This is a genomic window from Neorhizobium sp. BETTINA12A (assembly GCF_023006485.1).
Classification (GTDB): domain Bacteria; phylum Pseudomonadota; class Alphaproteobacteria; order Rhizobiales; family Rhizobiaceae; genus Neorhizobium.
In genome coordinates, this window is record NZ_JALBGW010000056.1 from 1 (window position 1) to 17,145 (window position 17,145).

General features: G+C 61.9%; 13 protein-coding genes. 3 read left to right on the top strand and 10 right to left on the bottom strand.

Annotated features, from left to right (window positions below):
• The 3 genes from MOV61_RS15405 to MOV61_RS15415 form a co-directional block, all read left to right on the top strand.
• Positions 1-1,501, top strand: a 1,501-nt coding sequence (locus MOV61_RS15405; RefSeq protein WP_247137203.1) for a translocation/assembly module TamB domain-containing protein, incomplete at its 5' end; no start/stop codon positions are given.
• 405 nt (positions 1,502-1,906) lie between these two features.
• A complete protein-coding gene (locus MOV61_RS15410; RefSeq protein WP_247137204.1) occupies positions 1,907-3,694 on the top strand; it encodes a PAS domain-containing methyl-accepting chemotaxis protein in 1,788 nt (595 codons plus the stop codon).
• A complete protein-coding gene (locus MOV61_RS15415) occupies positions 3,694-4,173 on the top strand; it encodes a chemotaxis protein CheW (protein WP_038546443.1) in 480 nt (159 codons plus the stop codon). The genes MOV61_RS15410 and MOV61_RS15415 overlap by 1 nt, the downstream gene beginning before the upstream one ends.
• Positions 4,174-4,317: 144 nt before the next feature.
• On the opposite strand, the gene MOV61_RS15420 is transcribed toward MOV61_RS15415, so the two are convergent.
• From MOV61_RS15420 to atpD, 10 genes are all read right to left on the bottom strand, one after another.
• On the bottom strand, positions 4,318-5,367 hold the full coding sequence (locus MOV61_RS15420) for an aldo/keto reductase (protein ID WP_247137205.1): 1,050 nt from the start codon (positions 5,365-5,367) through the stop codon (positions 4,318-4,320).
• A 240-nt stretch (positions 5,368-5,607) separates the two neighbouring features.
• Complete coding sequence (locus tag MOV61_RS15425) at positions 5,608-7,266, bottom strand: OFA family MFS transporter (RefSeq protein ID WP_247137206.1); 1,659 nt, start codon at positions 7,264-7,266, stop codon at positions 5,608-5,610.
• A 75-nt stretch (positions 7,267-7,341) separates the two neighbouring features.
• Positions 7,342-7,701 (bottom strand): formate dehydrogenase subunit delta, encoded by a 360-nt coding sequence (locus MOV61_RS15430; RefSeq protein WP_247137207.1) that lies wholly within the window; start codon positions 7,699-7,701, stop codon positions 7,342-7,344.
• Positions 7,691-8,518 (bottom strand): formate dehydrogenase accessory sulfurtransferase FdhD, encoded by an 828-nt coding sequence (fdhD, locus tag MOV61_RS15435; protein WP_247137208.1) that lies wholly within the window; start codon positions 8,516-8,518, stop codon positions 7,691-7,693. The genes MOV61_RS15430 and fdhD overlap by 11 nt, the downstream gene beginning before the upstream one ends.
• Positions 8,519-8,741: 223 nt before the next feature.
• A complete protein-coding gene (fdhF, locus tag MOV61_RS15440; protein WP_247137209.1) occupies positions 8,742-11,621 on the bottom strand; it encodes a formate dehydrogenase subunit alpha in 2,880 nt (959 codons plus the stop codon).
• 249 nt (positions 11,622-11,870) lie between these two features.
• Entirely contained in the window at positions 11,871-13,427 is a 1,557-nt protein-coding gene (locus tag MOV61_RS15445; protein WP_247137210.1) for an NADH-quinone oxidoreductase subunit NuoF, read from the bottom strand.
• Positions 13,424-13,903, bottom strand: a complete 480-nt coding sequence (locus MOV61_RS15450; RefSeq protein ID WP_247137211.1) for a formate dehydrogenase subunit gamma — start codon at positions 13,901-13,903, stop codon at positions 13,424-13,426. Before MOV61_RS15450 ends, MOV61_RS15445 begins: the two co-directional genes overlap by 4 nt.
• A 181-nt stretch (positions 13,904-14,084) precedes the next feature.
• Positions 14,085-14,978, bottom strand: a complete 894-nt coding sequence (locus tag MOV61_RS15455; RefSeq protein WP_247137212.1) for a LysR family transcriptional regulator — start codon at positions 14,976-14,978, stop codon at positions 14,085-14,087.
• 155 nt (positions 14,979-15,133) lie between these two features.
• A complete protein-coding gene (locus MOV61_RS15460) occupies positions 15,134-15,541 on the bottom strand; it encodes a F0F1 ATP synthase subunit epsilon (protein ID WP_247137213.1) in 408 nt (135 codons plus the stop codon).
• 172 nt (positions 15,542-15,713) lie between these two features.
• Positions 15,714-17,144 carry a F0F1 ATP synthase subunit beta gene (gene atpD / locus MOV61_RS15465; RefSeq protein ID WP_247137214.1) on the bottom strand — a complete coding sequence of 477 codons (1,431 nt, stop codon included), beginning with the start codon at positions 17,142-17,144 and terminating at the stop codon, positions 15,714-15,716.
• Between the last annotated feature and the right edge of the window lies 1 nt (position 17,145).

The window sequence follows — 17,145 nt, forward strand, 5'->3', positions numbered from 1 at the left end:
GACGGGAACCCCGCAAGCCCCGGCCGTCCGTTATGATCTGCGCTGGGCCGATGCCGGCGTCGCGCAGACCACCTCCGCCGGGGTCGCTGCCTTCAACATCACCGCCGGCGGCACGTTTCAGAACAGCACCGTCACCGTCGATACCCGCCTTTCGGGCGGTGGCGGCGTCTCGCTGTCGGGCGGCGGCTCCGTCTCGCTTGCGGGCGAAAAGCCGCTCAATCTGAAATTCAGCGGGAAACTGCCCTTCTCCATCCTTGCAGGGCAGATGGCCGCTCAAGGGTTCGTGCTGGAAGGCATCGGCAATGTCGATCTTGCGATCGGCGGCACCGCGGCAGCGCCGGCGATCACCGGCACGGCATCCTCCTCCGGCGCCCGCCTGGTAGATGTTCGCCGTAACCTCGCCCTGACGGATCTCGCCGCCAATGTCGCCTTCGATGGCAAGAGCGCCAATATTTCGAGGCTCACGGCCAAGCTCTCGGGTGGCGGCACGGTCTCGGTCCAGGGCTCGGTCGGCATCACACCCGGCTCCGGATTTCCAGCCGATCTCAGGATCACGCTTGCTCAGGCATCCTATGCCGACGGCACGCTGTTCGCTGCAACCACCGACGGCGCCCTGACGATCACCGGCCCGCTGACCTCCGGCCCCATCCTCGGTGGCAAGGTAACGCTGACCAAGGCTGCTATTACCGTACCGGCCCGCCTGCCGACTTCGCTTTCCGCCATCGATATCCGTCACCGCAACGCACCGCCCGACGTGCTGCGGCAGATGGAAAAGCTGCGCCCGAAGAGTGCCGGCGGCAGTTCGAACCCGATCGCGCTCAACCTCCAGATCAGTGCGCCGAACGGCATTTTCGTTCGCGGGCGAGGCATCGACGCCGAGCTCGGCGGCGACCTGACCGTGACGGGCACGGCGGTCGCGCCGGTCGTCGCTGGCGGCTTCCAGATGCGCCGCGGCCGTATCGTCATCCTCGCCAAACGGCTGGATTTTACCGATGGCGACATCACCTTCGGCGGCGGCCTAATCCCGGTTCTCAACATGGAAGCGAACACGACCTCCGCCGCGACGACGATCACGGTAAAAGTCACCGGTGTCGCCAACGACCCGACGATCGCATTCTCCTCCTCACCCGCCCTGCCCCAGGACGAGGTTCTGGCGCGGCTGATCTTCGGCCAGTCGATGTCGCGGCTGTCACCGCTGCAGATCGCCCAGCTGGCCGACGCCGTCGCGCAACTCGCCGGCGGCGGCTCCACATCGCTGCTCGAAACGCTGCGCAACAATCTCGGTGTCGACGATCTCGATATCAACACCGATGCGACCGGCCAGACCACCGTTTCGGTCGGCCGCTACATCAACAACCGCACCTATATCCAGGTCGAACAGGGCGGCGAGGGCGGCGCCGAAGCGACGATCAACCTCGACGTCGGTCGCGGTGTGAAGCTCAAGGCCGGCGCCGGCACCGAAGGCGGCAAGGCCGGCATCTTTTATGAGCGCGAATACTAATCTCCCATATCCATTAGTTCCTGCTTGCTCGGAGAAAAACCTGACCTCCGAGGACACCACATGGATCGGCGTACCTCCGCAAAACGCGTGCCTAGTCGCCCAGCGCCTGATATGCGGCGTAAGTTTATATTTAAAATATCGATCGAAATTACTTCGCGGAAGTCCCAAACATACATCGAAAACTGGGGCTACTGCGGCACAAATACACATCATCCGGAATTTGACAAAACACAGAACAGATACGTATTTCCCCTGACTTGAGCCGAAAAGAATTATTGACCTTCCGTTAAGTCCTCAATGCTATTTTTAGCAGAACTCAGTGTCCCGGCGACGAGAGATTACCTCGTTAGGCGGCAGGCAAAATTGAGCGGTTCGGGACCTTACAGATGGGGGCAGGCAAGCCAGATGTCCATACTTTCACTTCCAGGTGCTGACGCGAAAGCAGTACTTGCAGCGCTCAATAAATCCCAGGCTATCATAGAGTTTGATTTGTCCGGAAAAGTCCTCACCGCCAACGAGAACTTCTGCAAGACGCTCGGCTACGCTCTTTCCGAGATCGTCGGCAAGCACCACAGCATGTTCTGCGATCCGGCCTATGTGAAGTCGCAGGCCTACAAGGATTTCTGGGCGCATCTCGGCAGCGGCAAATATGACGCGGCCGCCTACAAGCGCATCGGCAAGGGTGGTCGCGAGATCTGGATCCAGGCTTCCTACAATCCGGTGGCCTCGGGCGGCAAGCCTTACAAGGTCGTCAAATTCGCAACCGACATCACCGCCGCAAAACTCAAATCCGCCGAGGACGAAGGCAAGATCAACGCCATCTCGCGCACGCAGGCCATTATCGAGTTCACTCCCAATGGCGATGTCCTGACCGCCAACGAAAATTTCCTCGCCTGCCTCGGCTATCAACTTTCGGAAATCACCGGCAAACATCACAGCATGTTCTGCGAGCCGTCGTTCCGTGACAGCGCCGAATACCCGCAATTCTGGAAGAAGCTCGCCGGTGGCGAAGCGATTGCCGCCGAGTTCAAGCGCATCGGCAAAGGCGGCAAGGCTGCCTGGATCCAGGCGTCCTACAATCCGATCTTCGACGCCGACGGCCGGGTCTTCAAGGTGGTCAAGTTTGCGACAGATATCACCGAACGCGTCCGCGCGGTCGATGACATCGCCGATGGCCTGACGTCTCTTTCAAACGGCGACCTGACCATCCGCATCGAGAAGCCTTTCATTTCGACGCTTGAGCAGATCCGCCTCGATTTCAATGGAGCCATCACAACGCTGGCGGATGCCATGCGCACGGTCGGGGACAATGCCGAGGGGATTGCGGGCGGCTCCAGCGAGATTCGCCAGGCTTCCGACAGCCTTGCCAAGCGCACCGAGCAGCAGGCGGCGGCAGTCGAGGAGACCGCCGCGGCTCTTGAAGAAATCAGCCGCACCGTGATCGACAGCGCCAAGCGCGCCGAAGAAGCCGGCAGCCTCGTCTCGCATGCTAAAAAAAGCGCCGAACATTCCGGCGCCGTGGTCCGCAACGCGGTGAGTGCGATGGGCCAGATCGAGACGTCGTCCAGGGAAATCTCCAATATCATCGGCGTGATCGACGAGATTGCTTTCCAGACAAACCTCCTGGCGCTGAATGCCGGCGTCGAGGCGGCCCGCGCAGGCGAAGCCGGCAAGGGTTTTGCGGTTGTCGCCCAGGAAGTCCGCGAACTCGCGCAACGTTCCGCCAGTGCGGCCAAGGAGATCAAGACGCTGATCTCAACCTCTTCGGAACAGGTGAAGCGCGGCGTCGCGCTGGTCGGCGAAACCGGCAAGGCGCTTGATGAGATCATGTCCCAGGTGGACGAGATCAACGGCAACGTCGCAGCGATCGTCGAGGCGGCCCGTGAACAGTCGACGGGCATCAAGGAGATCAGCAAGGCCGTCAACTCGATGGACCAGAACACGCAGCAGAACGCTGCGATGGTCGAGGAAACCACAGCCGCCAGCCACAGCCTGGCGCGCGAAGCCGAAACCCTGCGCGATCTTCTAGGACGGTTTAGATTTGCGCAACATTCTTCGAATAAGATTGCAATAGCGCGACCTGATGCACGACCCGTTGCATCGCCGGCACGCAAACTCATGGCAACGGTCGCGCGGACCACAACGGGTGCCGCCGCTGCCGCTCAGGCAACGGATAGTTGGGAAGAATTCTGATGGCTACGACGATCAACTCCACAAGCTACAGCGGCGAAACGCTGGAAATCATCGCCTTCCGTCTCCATGACCAGGAATTCTGCGTCAAGACGACGACGATCCGCGAAATCCGCGGATGGGCGCCTTCGACGCCGATCCCGCACGCCCCGGCCGATGTCATCGGCGTCATGAACCTTCGCGGTTCCGTGATCCCGATCATCGACCTTGCCTACAAGCTCGGCATGAAGAGCACGGTTGCCAACGAGCGCAGCGCCATCGTCGTCGCGGAAGTCCACAACATGGTCATCGGCATGCTCGTCGATCGCGTCTCGGACATCCTGACGATCCCCTCGAGCCAGGTCCAGCCGGTTCCGGAAATCTCCGCCTCCTTCGACAAGTCCTTCTCCGAAGGCATCATCGCCAACGAGAACGGCATGATATGCTTCCTGAACCTCGCCAAGATGTTCAAGGGCACCGAGGCCGACGATCTGGCTGCTTGATTTCTGATAGGCGAGGCAAGCGGAAGCACCTGCCACGCCTGCAGCAAAAAACCTCAAGGTCAAGGCGGTTGGCTGGAAAGACCTCTAAGCCGTCACGTGACTTTGAAGCCCGCAGCGTCAAACCGCCGCGGGCTTTTTTCATGATTATCCCTTCGGCTCGAATGGAGCCGGCCGGCGTCCCGCAGCCTGGCGCGCCAGCATCCATCCTGGATATTCCGGAGCAAGCGCGCTCACCTCGTCGAGTCTTGCCATATCCTCCGCGTCGAGCTTCAGCTTCACGGCCTTCAAATTCTCTTCGAGTTGTTCCAGCCGTTTGGCACCGATGATGACACTCGTGACGAACGGTTTCGCCAGAATATAGGCCAGCGCCACTTCCGCGACGCTCGCGCCATGCTTGGCGCCGACCTCGCGCATGGCCGCGACGCAGGCCCACGCACGATCCTTGTCAACCGGCGGAAAATCGAAGTTGGCGCGGCGGCCTTCCCCGTTGCCTGGAGCCCCCGGACCGTATTTGCCGGAAAGCAGCCCGCCGGCAAGCGGCGACCAGACCATCAGGCCGAGCTTCTCCTCCTGCATCAGCGGCACGATATCCCGCTCCAGGTCGCGGCCGGCGATCGAATAATAGGCCTGCACCGTCTCGAAACGGGCATAACCCTTGCGCTCGGAAATGCCGAGCGCCTTCGCCATCCGCCAGGCAGCCCAGTTGGAGAGGCCGATGTAGCGAACGAGGCCGCGCGATACCAGATCGTCGAGCGCCCGCAGCGTCTCGTCGATCGGCGTCACCGTGTCGGTGCCATGGATCTGGTAGAGATCGATATGGTTCATCTGCAGCCGTTCAAGGCTCTGCTCCACCGAATCCATGATATGGCCGCGGGAGGCGCCGCGATCGTTCGGCTTGTCGCCCATCTGGCCATGGAATTTCGTGGCGATGACCACGTCCTTGCGCGGTACGCCGAGGTTCTTGATCGCCTGACCGAGGATGGCCTCTGACCGGCCCTGGGAATAAACATTCGCCGTATCTATGAAGTTGACGCCGGCGGCCAGCGAGCGCTCGACGATCTTGTCGGCGGCGTCCTGATCGAGACCGGCGACGGCACTCCAGACGGCGCCCGTCTGGTTCTCGCCGAAGGTCATCGTGCCGAGGCAGAGTTCGGAGACGAAAAGACCTGTATTGCCCAATTGATTGTAGCGCATGGAGAACTCCCGTGTGCACTGAAGATATGAAGAGATAAAGCAGTCGCTGGAAGCCGGATCGGGCACGCGGGCGCGTGCGTTTCGCAGAGAATGCGAACTCGGGTTCCGGAAGGCAATCTAGCTTGGATTCCGCCGCCGTCAAGCGGAGCCGCCTCCGTTTTTATCCTCACATTTGCGTGCAAGGCAAAAAGAAGGGGCGGCTTCGACAAGCCGCCCCTTCGTCATTCCAATTGCCGAATGTTAGCCGAACAGCACCAGACTGCTCCGCAGCGTCACCCAGACGCCCCAGAGGAGCGGGATGCCGACCACGGCCCAGGCGATCGCCGCCTTGGCATCCAGCCCACCGGTGCCGATGCCGAAGGAGCCGGTCGGACCGGCATTCGCGGCAGCCGTCTTTGCCTGCAGCGAAGCGACTTCGTGGTCCGACATGAACCATTTGTCGGCAAGCGGACGCACCAGCGCGTTGGCGACCAGACCCAGCACCAGCATACCGGCAAGGATATACATCGTGCCGGTATAGAGCGCCGGTCCGGCGGGAACGCCAGCGGTGAGCTGCGCTTCGCGGATGTAGTTGACGACGACCGGTCCGAGAATGCCGGCGGTCGCCCAGGCCGTCAGCAGCCGACCGTGGATGGCGCCGACGAACTGGGTGCCGAAGATATCCGCGAGATAGGCGGGGATGGTCGCAAAGCCGCCGCCATACATGGACAGGATGATGCCGAAGGCGAGCACGAAGAGCGCCTTGTTGCCCATATCGGCAAGCGTCGGAGCGAGCGCATAAAGCACGATGCCGAGCACGAAGAACGTATAGTATGTGTTCTTGCGGCCGATCTTATCAGAGAGCGATGCCCAGAAGAAGCGCCCGCCGATATTGAAGAGCGACAGGAGACCCGCAAAACCGGCGGCAATCGTGGCGATTTGCGCCTTCTGGCTCGCATCAAGCTGCGAGAAGGTCAGGTTCGGCAGACCGATCAGCGACCCGGCGAAGATTTCCTGCAGCATCGGCGAGGCCATGCCGATAACGCCGATGCCAGCCGAAACGTTCAAGCAAAGCACCGCCCAGATCAGCCAGAACTGCTTGGTCTTGTGTGCATCCCGCAGGTGGACGTGCCTGGTGGTGATCATCGTCGTCTTGGAGACCGGAGGCGTCCAGCCTTCGGGACGCCAGCCGGCCGGCGGGATACGGTACCCGAAGGCGCCGCCCATCATGAAGCAGAAATAGATCACCGCCATGCAGATGAAGGTCTGCCAGACGCCGACCGAAGTACCGGTCTTGAAATAGTTCATCAAGAGGTTAGCGAGCGGAGCGCCGATCATCGCGCCGCCTCCGAAGCCCATGATAGCCATACCGGTCGCCATGCCGCGGCGATCCGGGAACCATTTGATCAGCGTCGAGACCGGCGAGATATAGCCGAGACCGAGGCCAACACCGCCGATGACGCCGGCGCCGATCCACATCAGCCACAGCTGATGGGTCATAACGCCGATGGCCGCGACGATAATGCCGCCGCACCAGCAGCAGGCCGAGACGAAACCGGCCTTGCGTGGGCCGACCCGTTCCAGCCAGCCGCCCCAGATCGCCGCCGAGCAACCAAGCAGCACGAAGAACAGCGTGTAGATCCACCCGAGATCTGCAACACGCCAGTTGCAGCTTGTCGTGAACAGCGCCGAGACGAGATTGAGACTGGTGCAGGACGGGTCCTGCGTGGTACCTAGGGCGCGGGACAGCGGCAGCCAGAAGACGCTGAAGCCATATGCCATGCCGATGCAAAGGTGAATAGCCAAAGCTGCCGGCGGCACCAGCCAGCGATTGAAGCCCGGTTTTGCGATAATACGTTCCCTATCGAGGAGCCCGACATTGCCTGTCAGGCCCTCGTTCGTCGCGTCTGCAATTGCCATTAAAAAATATCCTCCCTCTGGATGACGGCTATGCTCTATCCCTCCTCCGGCCCCTCACCTGCCGGATGGATGAATTCATGCGGCACTCTCCGGAACGCTCGGTTCGGAAAGCGATTCTCCCTCAGCGGGCACCTTGCCGCCCGGCGCGCCCTGTCTCGCATCCTGGCCGACGCCGACGCCCGACCCAACCTTGGCTTCCGGCCGGCGGATCAGCGTCGAGGCCTCGACGACGAGCGGCAGCAGTCCCGCCCCGCCATTGTCGAGATGCTCGAAAAGATGCCGGCGCATGCGCGGCTCCCAGAATTTGTTGATATGCGTCGCAACGCCCTCGGCGCGGACGCTTTCCGGCTGCGACAGAAAGAACGTGGCGATCTGGTTGGCCATCCGGACCAGCTTGTCGAGCACCAGTTGCTCGGGGCTTTGGTCATGCGACATCGGCGACAACTCCAGTGGTTATGCGATCGGTACGCGTGAAAATCTCGAAATCCTCGCCGCGGGTCAGCGCGATCAAGGTCATGCCTGCCGCTTCCGCCGTACGGATGGCAAGTGCCGTCGGTGCGGAAATGGCGATCAGCACCGGGCTTCCGAGGATCGCCGTCTTCTGCACCATCTCGACCGAAATGCGGCTGGTAACGACCACGACGCCCTCAGAACCCTTGAGACCCTTGGCGATGACCGCTCCGGCGAGCTTGTCGAGCGCATTGTGGCGGCCAACATCCTCGCGGACGGCAACCAACCCCTTGCCCGGCACGACGAAGCCGGCGCCGTGAACCGCATGGGTTTGCCGATGCAGCGGCTGCGCACTGTTAAGCGCCGCGACGGCTTCGCTCACCTCTTTCGGGCTGAGCGCCATCGTCACCGCGGAAACATCCGGTACCGGGCGCATGGCCTGCTCAATAGATTCGATGCCGCACAGTCCGCAACCGACCGGCCCAGCCATATGCCGCCGGCGGGCGCGCAACGCGTCTTCCTTATCCTCGGCAAGCGTCACCTGGACATCGAGACCGGCACCCTCCTCGACGACGGCGATGCTCTCGATCTCCGCAATAGACGCGATGATGCCTTCCGTCAGACTGAAACCGACCGCGAAATCCTCGAGATCGGCAGGCGTACCCATCATCACCGCATGGGTCGACCCGCCATAGGAAAAGGCGATCGCCACTTCTTCCGGAACCACCCGCGAGCCGGCGCGGGTCACGCCGTTACGGCGCGCGATCTCGGGGGCTGTGGCGGTGGTGTTGAATAAGGTCATCGAACGTCGGGGCAGGAATACCCCCCTCTGCCCTGCCGGGCATCTCCCCCACAAGGAGGGAGATCGGATGTGGCGATGTCCAGCCCACTATCAACGTAATCGAGTGAGCAAACGTATTTCCAATGCTGAAGAATACCGGCGGCGCGTCTTGCCGATCTCCCCCCTTGTGGGGGAGATGCCGGCAGGCAGAGGGGGGTAACGCGAAGCACGCCAAGCAATTGCATCACTCAGCAGCCTCCAGTTTCCCCGCGATCCGACGAGACCGCCGCGACAACTCGTCATAATCGCTCTGCCACTCGGTTGGACCGTTGGAGGGCGATACCTGCACCGCCGTCACCTTGTATTCCGGGCAGTTAGTCGCCCAGTCGGAGAAGTCGGTGGTGATGACGTTTGCCTGCGTGTTCGGGTGGTGGAAGGTCGTATAGACCACGCCCGGCGCGACGCGATCGGTGATCAGCGCCCTGAGCGTCGTATCGCCCGAACGGCTGGCGAGCTTGATCCAGTCGCCTTCCTTGATGCCGCGCTGTTCGGCATCGTGCGGATGGATTTCCAGCCGGTCTTCCGCATGCCAGGTGACATTTTCGGTACGGCGCGTCTGGGCGCCGACATTGTACTGCGAGAGAATTCGACCTGTCGTCAGCAGCAGCGGGAACCGCGGACCGGTACGTTCGTCGGTCGCGACATATTCGGTGCGGATGAACTTGCCCTTGCCGCGCACGAAACCGTCGACATGCATGATCGGCGAACCGACCGGATGCGCCTCGTTGCACGGCCACTGAACCGAGCCCATCTTATCGAGATAGTCATAGGAAACCAGCGCGAAGCTCGGCGTCGATACGGCGATCTCGTCCATGATCTCGGACGGATGCGCATAGTTCCAGGCAAGCCCCATCGCCTGGGCGAGCTTCTGGGTGACCTCCCAGTCGGCATAACCGTTCTTCGGGCTCATCACCTTGCGGACGCGGTTGATGCGGCGCTCGGCATTGGTGAACGTGCCGTCCTTTTCGAGGAAGGTCGAACCTGGCAGGAAGACATGCGCGTAATTGGCGGTCTCGTTGAGGAAAAGATCGTGGACGACGACGCATTCCATTGCGGCAAGACCGGCCGAGACGTGCTTTGTGTCCGGGTCGGACTGCAGAATGTCCTCGCCCTGGATGTAGATGCCCTTGAACGTGCCTTCGACGGCCGCATCCAGCATGTTCGGGATGCGCAGGCCGGGCTCGCTGTTGAGCGTCACGCCCCAGAGCTTTTCGAACGTGTCGCGGGTCGCATCGTCCGAGATATGGCGATAGCCCGGCAGTTCGTGCGGGAACGAACCCATGTCGCAGGAGCCCTGGACATTGTTCTGGCCGCGCAACGGGTTCACGCCGACACCCGGACGGCCGATATTGCCGGTGACCATCGCAAGGTTGGCAATCGCCATGACGGTGGTCGAGCCCTGGCTGTGCTCGGTGACGCCGAGACCGTAATAGATCGCTCCGTTGCCGCCTTTGGCGTAAAGCCGGGCTGCACCGCGCACGAGATCCGCCGGCACGCCGGTATATTTCTCGGTCGCCTCCGGGCTGTGTGCATCTTCCGAAACGAAGCCGGCCCAGTCCTCGAATTCGGACCAGTCGCAACGTTCGCGGATGAATTTTTCGTCGAACAGGCCTTCGGTGACGATGACATGCGCAAGTGCGGTCAGCACGGCCACGTTGGTGCCCGGCTGCAGCGGCAGGTGATAATCGGCCTCCACATGCGGCGTGCGGACGAGATCGATGCGGCGCGGATCGATGACGATCAGTTTTGCACCCTGGCGCAAGCGCTTCTTCAAGCGCGAACCAAACACGGGATGGCCATCGGTGGGGTTGGCGCCGATGACGATGACGACATCGGTGTGCTCGACCGAGTCGAAATTCTGGGTTCCGGCCGAAGTTCCGAAGGCCTGGCCGAGACCGTAACCGGTCGGTGAGTGGCAGACGCGGGCGCAGGTATCGACATTGTTGTTGCCGAAACCGGCGCGGATCAGCTTCTGGACGAGGAAAGTCTCCTCGTTGGTGCAGCGCGACGAGGTGATACCGCCGATCGATTCACGACCGTACTGATACTGGATGCGGCGGAATTCGGAGGCAACATGTGCGAAGGCTTCATCCCAGGTCACTTCCCGCCATGGATCGGAGATATTCTCGCGGATCATCGGGTTGAGGATGCGGTCCTTATGGGTCGCGTAGCCATAGGCAAAGCGCCCCTTGACGCAGGAATGGCCGCGGTTCGCCTGCCCGTCCTTCCATGGCACCATGCGCACAAGCTCTTCGCCGCGCATTTCCGCCTTGAAGGAGCAGCCGACGCCGCAATAGGCGCAGGTGGTGACTTCCGAATGTTCCGGCTGGCCGATCGCGATCACCGACTTTTCGGTGAGCGTCGCCGTCGGGCAGGCCTGCACGCAGGCGCCACAGGAAACGCATTCCGAATCGAGGAAATGCTCGTGGGCACCGGGCGAGACACGGCTTTCGAACCCGCGGCCCTCGATCGTCAGCGCGAACGTGCCCTGCACTTCCTCGCAGGCGCGCACGCAGCGCGAGCAGACGATGCATTTCGAAGGATCATAGGTGAAATAAGGGTTCGACTCGTCCTTCGGCATCCACTTGGCGTTGATCGCACCGTCGTTGCGAGCCTTGACATGATTGTCGCCTTCGTAGCCGTAACGCACATCGCGAAGGCCGACCGCGCCGGCCATGTCCTGCAATTCGCAGTCACCATTGGCCGCGCAGGTGAGACAGTCGAGCGGATGGTCGGAGATATAGAGCTCCATCACGCCGCGGCGGATGTCCTTCAGGCGGCCGGTCTGGGTGTGCACGACCATGCCCGGCATGACCGGCGTGGTGCACGAGGCCGGGGTGCCGTTGCGGCCTTCGATCTCGACGAGACAGAGGCGGCAGGACCCGAAGGCGTCGACCATGTCGGTGGCGCAGAGTTTCGGAACCTTGATGCCGGCCTCCATCGAGGCGCGCATGATCGAGGTGCCTTCCGGCACGGTGATGGCGCGGCCGTCGATGGTAAGGGTGACCTGGGCTTCGGAGCGTGAGGCGGGCGTGCCGTAGTCGATTTCATGAACGAGGGACATTGTGTGTCTCCTTGCTGGAAAAAGTAAACGCGGGAGCAAGATCGCCCCCCTCTGGCCTGCCGGCCATCTCCCCCACAGGTGGGGAGATTACAAGCGGCATGGCCGCCGCTTCAAGAGAACCGAAACGGAGGATGAAACGTGGAATGGAAAATGATGAGCGCGCGCCCAGCCGATCTCCCCACCTGTGGGGGAGATGGCCGGCAGGCCAGAGGGGGGCGACTTGCGCCGAAGCAAAGATAGGAGCTTCCATCATTCCGCCGCCTCCACCATCGGAGCCGGAGAAAAGTCCTCCGGAAAGTGGTTCATCGCGCTCATCACCGGATAGGGAGTGAACCCGCCGAGCGCGCAGAGGGAGCCGAACTTCATCGTGTTGCAGAGGTCGGCGAGCAGCGCCTTGTTCTTCTCCGGCTCGATGCCCTGGGCAATCTTGTCGGCCGTTTCGACGCCGCGGGTCGAACCGATGCGGCAGGGCGTGCACTTGCCGCAGCTTTCGATGGCGCAGAATTCCATCGCGAACCGCGCCTGTTTCAGCATGTCGGCACTATCGTCGAACACGGTGATGCCGGCATGGCCGATCAGCCCGTCCCGAGCCGCGAAAGCCTCATAGTCGAACGGCGTATCGAACAGCGCGCGCGGGAAATAGGCCCCAAGCGGCCCGCCCACTTGCACCGCCTTCACCGGCCGTCCGGTCGCCGTGCCGCCGCCGATATGGTCGACGATCTCGCCGAGCGACAGGCCAAAGGCCGTCTCATAAAGGCCGCCGTATTTGACATTGCCGGCGATCTGGATCGGGATCGTGCCCCGTGAACGTCCCATGCCGAAGTCGCGATAAAACGCAGCGCCGCGATCCATGATCACAGGCACCGATGCAAGCGAGATGACGTTGTTGACGACCGTCGGGCGGCCGAGAAACCCTTGCAGCGCCGGCAGCGGCGGCTTGGCGCGCACGATGCCGCGCTTGCCTTCCAGCGAATTCAGCAGCGATGTCTCCTCGCCGCAGACATAGGCGCCGGCGCCGGAGCGGATCTCCATGTCGAAGGCGAACTCTGAACCCATCACCGACGGGCCGAGAATGCCGGCCGCGCGGGCGATCTCAACGGCCTCAGTCATCGTCGCGATGGCATGCGGATATTCAGACCGGGTATAGACGTAACCCTTGGTGGCGCCCGTCGCGATGCCGGCGATGATCATGCCTTCGATCAGCACGAAGGGATCGCCCTCCATGATCATCCGGTCCGCAAACGTGGCGCTGTCGCCCTCATCCGCATTGCAGACGATGTATTTTTGGCTGGCCGCCGCATCCATCACCGTTTTCCACTTGATCCCGGTCGGAAAGCCGGCGCCGCCGCGCCCGCGAAGACCACTGTCGGTGACCTGGGCGACGATCTCGGCGCCAGTCATGGCGATCGCAGTCTCAAGGCCCTTGAGGCCCTGATATTGGCGATAGTCATCCAGCGACAGCGGATCCGTGACGCCGCAACGGGAGAAGGTCAGCCGCGTCTGCTGGCGCAGGAATGGAATGTCCTCGGTCGGCCCGAGATGCAAAGCATGCTGTCCACCCTCCAGAAAACCCGAATCGAACAGTCCCTTGACGTCGCCGGCCTTGACCGGCCCATAGGCGATACGCCCGTGTTCGGTACTCACCTCGATCAATGGCTCCAGCCAGAACATGCCACGCGAGCCGTTGCGCACGACTTTTGCATCCAAGCCGCGGGCTGCAATCTCCTGGGCAATCGCGTTCGCCACCTTTTCGGCACCAAGTGCGAGCGCTGCGGCATCGCGCGGAACAAAAATCGTCACCGTCATAGGTTTAACCCCGCAACGATTTCGCTAAGACAGTGCTCGTCGACGCGGCCAAGAACCTCGCCATCGAGCATCGCGGCGGGCGCACAGGCGCACAGCCCCAGACAGTAGACCGGTTCGAGCGTCACCGCGCCGTCGAGTGTCGTCTGGTGGAAGTCGATCCCGAGAAGCTGCCGGGCGTGGTCCGCAATGCGGTCGCTGCCCATCGACTGGCAGGCTTCGGCGCGACAGAGTTTCAGCACATGCCGTCCGGCCGGATGGTCGCGGAATTCGTGGTAGAAGGTCACGACGCCATGCACTTCGGCGCGCGACAGGTTGAGTTCGCTGGCGATGACCGGCTTTACCTCTTCCGGCACATAACCGAACTCTGCCTGGATCGCATGCAGGATCGGCAGCATCGGACCTTCCAAATGCTTCAGATCCCTGATGATCTGAAGCGACCGCTCGGTGAGCTCACCAGCGGAAATTCGCATATTCATAGTCTGTAGCCTCCCGGGCTGATCCGTCCCAGCGCCGCGGCGTCGGCGCCACCATGCACATGCGGATCAGAAAGCCGACGAAGTTGTCCGACAATCGTACTTCGCCTACTGGGAATGGAATGTCGCAACCGGGGCCTCAACCGTCAATAAAGGAGATCGGTTACGCGATAGAAAAAAGCTATCAAGCCATGGCGGCGGGAGTGAGGCTCCGCGCTTCGTGAAGCAGAGCCGACACCAGCGGCGTAAACGGCTCGCGGTGTGTCGCAACAAGCCCGACGATATGCGTGGCTTCCGGATCGACGATCGGGATCGTCCTGATTTCTTTTGTAAAGCCGAATGAACGCGCCACGTTGCGCGGCATGATGCTTGCCCAGCGCCCGGTCCCCACATGCGAGAGAAGCACGACCATGGAGTTCGATTCGAGCATCGGCTTCACCGTTACCCCCGCTTCCGCGAGGTGCTGGTTGATGATCCGGCGGTTCTGCATGTCCGGCGTCAATAGACAGAGCCTAAGATCGGCCATCTCCTTCCACGTGACGCTCTCACGGTCCGCATAAGGCGCACCCTCAGCCGTCACCAGATTATAGCGCTCCGCATAGAGCGGTACACTCGTCACCCGCCCCAATGGCTCGTTGTCGAGATAGGTAATGCCCGCGTCGATTTCGAAATTGTCGAGCTGGGAAAGCACCTGCAGGGAATTGCGCGAGACGACGGAAAAGGTGACCTCCGGATGCTTGGCCTGGAACGGTTCCGTCAGCCTCGGGATCATCGCCAGCGCCGTCGGGATCGACGCAAGCCGGATATGCCCGGCAAGACCCTTGCGGGCGGCCCGCATTTCCTCGCGCATGGTGCGTGCATCGCCGACGATCCGTTTTGCCCATTCCAGCACCCGCTGGCCTTCCGGCGTCAGGCCCTGATAACGGGAACCCCGCACGACGAGCTGTACCCCGAGCTGTTCTTCGAGCTGGCGGATGGCGGCCGAAAGCGATGGCTGCGAGATGCCGCATTCCTCCGCCGCCCGGCCGAAATGGCTCTCGCGCGCCAGGGCAATGAAAAATTCCAGCTTGTCGATCATCGCGTTCCTCCACCGGCAAGGGCTAACAAGATGGCGCGGCACATACAAGCAGTCATCCGGTCACGACGATAGCCGCCAGAGGAACCCGACCATCGCCCAAAGAAAAAGGCGGCCTTTCGGACCGCCTCGATCTTTTCGCAGAGAACTTTGACGTATCAGGCCGGATTGACGACGCCGTTCAGGTGCGTCAGTTCCGCCAGGAACTGCTCGAGCTTGGTCTTGTGCTCGTCGTTCTGCGCGTGGTTGATTTCGGCCTGCGTCGTCTCGATCCGCTTCTGCAGCGTCGCGTGGGTCAGCTCGCTCGCCGGAACCGCAGATTCGGCAAGCAGCGTGCAGCCGGTCGGCAGGATATCGGCGAAGCCGCCGAAAACGACGTATTTATTAACCTGGCCGGAAGCAAGCTTCACCGAAACCACACCCGGCTTGATCGTCGTCATCGTCGGCGCGTGATTGGCAAGCACCGTCATTTCGCCAAGCGTCGCGGGGATCACCACTTCGGTGACCTTTTCCGAGACGAGCAGGCGCTCGGGCGAAACCAGTTCAAAGTTGAAAGCCTCGGCCATGAAGGTCCACTTCCTCAAAGCAATTCCAGCAAAAGTGCAGAGCGGTTTTGCGTCCGGGATTGCGAAAAACTAAATCACCAGGGCATCGAGGCAATTCCTTGCCGAGAAGCCCGCGTGTTTTATGCAGGAAAGGCGCGCCGGAGAAGTTCCCGCGCGCCGTCCTCGTTCAAGATCAGGCGGCTTCGGCCAGCTTCTTGGCCTTTTCCATGGCTTCTTCGATCGAGCCGACCATGTAGAAGGCGGCTTCCGGAAGATGGTCGTAATCGCCGTTGACGAGGCCCTTGAAGCCCTTGATCGTGTCTTCGAGGGCGACGAGCTTGCCCGGCGAACCGGTGAAGACTTCGGCGACGAAGAACGGCTGGGACAGGAAGCGCTCGATCTTGCGGGCGCGCTGGACGGTCATCTTGTCGTCTTCGGACAGTTCGTCCATGCCGAGGATGGCGATGATGTCCTGGAGAGCCTTGTAGCGCTGCAGGGTCGACTGGACCTTGCGGGCGATGTCATAGTGCTCTTCGCCGACGACCAGCGGGTCGAGCATACGCGAGGTGGAGTCGAGCGGGTCGACGGCCGGGTAGATGCCCTTTTCGGCGATCGAACGCGACAGAACCGTCGTTGCGTCCAAGTGGGCGAACGAGGTTGCCGGTGCCGGGTCGGTCAAGTCGTCGGCGGGAACGTAGATGGCCTGAACCGAGGTGATCGAGCCCTTGGTCGTGGTGGTGATGCGTTCCTGCATCTGGCCCATGTCGGTGGCCAGCGTCGGCTGATAACCCACGGCCGAAGGAATACGGCCGAGCAGAGCCGACACTTCCGAACCTGCCTGGGTGAAGCGGAAGATGTTGTCGACGAAGAACAGGACGTCCTGGCCCTTGTCGCGGAAGTCTTCAGCGATGGTGAGACCCGTCAGAGCGACGCGGGCGCGGGCGCCCGGCGGCTCGTTCATCTGGCCGTAAACCAGCGCTGCCTTGGAGCCTTCGCCGCCGCCATGCTTGTTGACGCCCGATTCGATCATTTCGTGGTAAAGGTCGTTGCCTTCGCGGGTACGCTCACCGACGCCTGCAAACACGGAGTAACCGCCGTGTGCCTTCGCGACGTTGTTGATGAGTTCCATGATGAGAACCGTCTTGCCGACGCCTGCACCGCCGAAGAGGCCGATCTTGCCCCCCTTTGCGTAAGGCGCGAGAAGGTCGACGACCTTGATACCCGTAACCAGGATCTGGCCTTCGGTCGACTGCTCGACATAAGCCGGTGCTTCCTGGTGGATGGCGCGCTTGCCGGAAGTGACCAGCGGACCGGCTTCGTCGACCGGCTCGCCGATGACGTTCATGATGCGGCCGAGCGTTTCCGGACCGACCGGAACGGTAATCGGAGCGCCGGTATCCGTGACGTGCTGACCACGAACCAGACCTTCGGTCGAGTCCATTGCGATGGTGCGGACGGCGCTTTCGCCGAGGTGCTGCGCGACTTCGAGAACGAGGCGATTGCCGTTGTTGTCGGTTTCAAGCGCGTTCAGGATCGCCGGCAGTTCGCCGTCGAAAGTGACGTCGACGACAGCGCCGATAACCTGGGTCACCTTGCCGAGGGACGTGCCCGTTGCGGTAGCCATG